Source organism: Mesorhizobium sp. M1A.F.Ca.IN.020.03.2.1 (assembly GCF_004023205.1).
Classification (GTDB): Bacteria; Pseudomonadota; Alphaproteobacteria; order Rhizobiales; family Rhizobiaceae; genus Mesorhizobium.
The window spans coordinates 1-3,709 of sequence record NZ_RZSV01000366.1; the positions used below are offsets into that span (position 1 = coordinate 1).

The following is a 3,709-nucleotide window of genomic DNA, read 5'->3' on the forward strand; positions in this document are numbered from 1 at the left end:
CCGCCCTCCCTGATGATCCAGCGCAACGACCTGATGTCGAGGTTTCCAGCCGGCGTCGTCGGAAGCTCGGGATGTGAGCCCGCCACGACCAGCATGGGGCGATCCTCATCGACCGTGGCGCGCCGCAATATGTCGGACTCGGTGCGGCCCTCGACCAGCCCGAAATCGGCCCGGCCGTCCAGCACATTGGTCTCGACCTGCCGCGTGTTGCCGATGGTGACGCTCAGGCGCACCGCCGGATAGGCCTCGTGGAAGGACGCCAGGCGCCTCGGCAGCCAGTAGCTGGCGATGGTCTGGCTGGCCGATATCGACAGGCTGCCGGTGATGGTCTGGGAAACATGCTCCAGCACGTCGTGGGCAGCCGCTGCCCGTTCCAGAACAGCCTTGGCTTCGGGCAGGAAGCGGTGGCCGGTCTGCGCGAGCTCGATGTTGCGGCCGACCCGGTTGAACAGCCGCACGCCATGATGGCTTTCGAGCGCGCGGATGGCGGCAGAGGCGGCCGATTGCGAGATGCCGAGCAGGTCGGCCGCCTTGGTCATGTGGCCATGCTCGGCGACGGCGACGAAGATGCGAAGCTGATCGAGGGTCATGGCCAACTAAGAAGGAAAATCGATCGGAATTACAAGAGCGGCTTGTTAGACAGATCAATCGCTTTGTTCTAACTTTTTACCCGAGCTTGGAAAAAATTGGCCGTTCTGCCGCCAAGGTTGGAAATGATCGGGCGCTTCAAATCCCTTTTCGCGCATTGGAGCCGCCAGCTGAAGCGGCAGCTCGCCGGCGACCGCTACCATCCTGAGCTGCATTATATGCGCGGGCCCGGTCCGAAGACGAAGGCCAAGATGGCAAGCGGCAAGAGCGTTCGCGGATCATGAGCCTAGCTGAACCACGCGGCGCAAACTCCGCGCCCTCGCAGCGGCCGCTGGCCGACAGCCAGGCGCCTGACGAAGGCGACGGCGTCGAGACCTCGCCGAGCGTGTCCGACCGCATCGCCAAAACCACCTGCTACATGTGCGCCTGCCGCTGCGGCATCGACGTCCACATCAAGGACGGCAAGGTGCGCTACATCAACGGCAACAAAGACCACCCGGTGAACCGGGGTGTGATCTGCGGCAAGGGCAGCGCCGGCATCATGCAGCATTACAGCCCGGCGCGGCTGAGGAAGCCGCTGCTGCGCACAGGGCCTCGTGGCTCCGGCGAGTTTCGCGAGATCGAATGGGACGAAGCGCTCACCATCGCCACCGAGCGGCTGTCGGCGGTCCGCCGCACCGATCCGAGAAAGCTTGCCTTTTTCACCGGGCGCGACCAGTCGCAGTCGCTGACCGGCTGGTGGGCGAGCCAGTTCGGTACGCCCAACTTCGCCGCCCATGGCGGCTTCTGCTCGGTCAACATGGCGGCCGGTGGGCTCTACACGATCGGCGGCTCGTTCTGGGAGTTCGGCGAGCCCGACTGGGACAACACAAAATACTTCATCCTGTTCGGCGTCGCCGAGGATCATGATTCCAATCCGATCAAGATCGGCCTCGGCAAGCTCAAGGCGCGCGGCGCCAAGGTGCTGTCGATCAACCCTTGCCGCACCGGCTACAACGCGATTGCCGATGACTGGATCGGCATACGACCCGGCACGGACGGACTGTTCGTGCTGGCGCTCGTCCATGAGTTGCTCAAGGCCGGCCGCATAGATCTCGACTATCTGCTGCGCTACACCAACGCGCCGGTGCTTGTCGTACAGGAGCCCGGTTCCGCCGATGACGGATTGTTCATGCGCGATGATCACGGCAACCTGTTGGCTTGGGACAGGGTGGCGAAGGCGCCCGTCAATGCCGCCGATCCGGATGCCAAACCAGCACTGACCGGCAGCTACACGGTCAATGGCCGCCGCTGCGCGCCGGTATTTCAGCTGATCGCCGACCGATACCTGGACGAAAGCCATTCGCCGGAGGCGGTAGCGGAGCGCTGCGGGGTCGGCGCCGACACCATCCGACGGATCGCGGCGGAGCTGGCGCATATCGCCTTCGAGCAGGCGATCGAGCTGCCGGTCGCCTGGACCGATTGGGCCGGCCGCCGGCACGAGACGATGAAGGGCCGGCCGGTCTCAATGCATGCCATGCGCGGCATCTCGGCCCATTCCAACGGCTTTCATACTTGCCGCGCCATCCACCTGCTGCAGGTTCTGCTCGGCACGGTGGACGTGCCCGGGGGCTTCCGCTTCAAGCCGCCCTATCCGCGTTCCGCGCCGCCGGGGCCAAAGCCCGCAGGCAAGAACGTCCGCCCGATGACGCCGCTGGAGGGTATGCCGCTCGGCTTCGTCTCAGGGCCCGACGATCTGCTCGTCGACGAGGTCGGCACACCGATCCGCATCGACAAGGCCTATTCCTGGGAAGCGCCCTTGGCCGCCCACGGCCTGATGCACAGCGTCATCCGCAATGCCTGGGCCGGCGACCCTTATCCGATCGACACGCTGATGATGTACATGTCGAACATGGCCTGGAACTCCTCGATGAATACCGTCGAGACGGTTCGTATGCTCACCGACAGGGACGAGGCAGGCGACTACAAGATCCCCTTCATCATTTATTCCGACGCCTATTATTCCGAGACGGTGCCGTTCGCCGACCTGGTGCTGCCCGACACGACCTATCTCGAGCGGCACGACTGCATCAGCCTGCTCGACCGGCCGATCAGCCATGCCGACGGGCCGGGCGATGCCATCCGTCACCCGGTGGTGCAGCCGGACCGGGATGTCCGGCCGTTCCAGTCGGTGCTGATCGAGCTCGGTGCGCGGCTCGGCCTGCCTGGTTTCGCCAACGAAGACGGTTCGGCGAAATACCGCGACTATGCCGACTACATCGTCAACCACGAGCGCACGCCCGGCATCGGCCCGCTTGCCGGCTGGCGCGGTAAGAACGGCGACGCGATCGGCAAAGGCGAGGTGAACCCGGACCAGTTGCAGCGCTACATCGACAATGGCGGTTTCTGGCACCACGGGTTCGCCGACGACCAGCGCTATTACAAGATGGGCAACCGCGCCTATCTCGACTTTGGCGTGAAGATGGGATTCATCTCCAAGGCCGATCCGATCATCTTCCAGCTCTATTCGGAGCCGATGCAGCGCTTTCGCCTCGCCGCGCGCGGTCATGGCAAGGTGCAGCCGCCGGAGGCCGAGCGCGACCGGATCGAAGCCTATATGGACCCGCTGCCGTTCTGGTACGCGTCCTTCGAGGACGACGCCGTCGATCTCCAGAAATATCCGCTGCATGCGCTGACGCAGCGGCCGATGCACATGTATCATTCCTGGGGCTCGCAGAATGCGTGGCTGAGACAAATCACCAGCCAGAACCGGCTGTTCGTGCACCGGCGGACGGCAGCGAGGCTTGGGCTGGCCGACGACGACTGGGTGTGGATCGAAAGCATCAACGGCCGCGTGAAGGGTCAGATCAAGCTGATCGACGGCGTCAACCCGGACACTGTCTGGACCTGGAACGCTATCGGCAAGCGGCGCGGCAGCTGGGGGCTGAAGGACGACGCCGCAGAGAGCAATCGCGGCTTCTTGCTCAATCACATCATCGGCGACCAGACCGCGGCTACCGTCAACGACAAGCGCTATTCGAACTCCGACCCCGTCACCGGACAGGCGGCATGGTTCGACGTGCGCGTGCGTATCGCCAAATGCGCGGCGGAAGAGGCCGGCTTCGCCGAGCCGCAATTCGAG

Annotated in this window: 3 protein-coding genes; 1 reads left to right on the forward strand and 2 read right to left on the reverse strand. The window is 64.4% G+C overall.

Features of this window, described 5'->3' with window-relative positions; translation table 11 throughout:
• The coding region (locus tag EOA79_RS30640; RefSeq protein ID WP_127325020.1) for a LysR family transcriptional regulator at positions 1–590 on the reverse strand (590 nt) is incomplete at its 3' end.
• Between the two features lie 54 nt (positions 591–644).
• Positions 645–791: a hypothetical protein gene (locus EOA79_RS33065; protein ID WP_156751064.1), complete on the reverse strand. Its 147-nt coding sequence runs from the start codon at positions 789–791 to the stop codon at positions 645–647.
• A gap of 77 nt (positions 792–868) precedes the next feature.
• Here EOA79_RS33065 and EOA79_RS30645 point away from each other — a divergent pair.
• Positions 869–3,709: molybdopterin oxidoreductase family protein (locus EOA79_RS30645; RefSeq protein WP_128293596.1), on the forward strand; the 2,841-nt coding region annotated here is incomplete at its 3' end.

Coding starts and splice junctions, on each gene's coding strand:
- EOA79_RS33065 (WP_156751064.1), bottom strand. CDS start 791: ATGGTAGCGGTCGCCGGCGAGCTGCCGCTTCAGCTGGCGGCTCCAATG.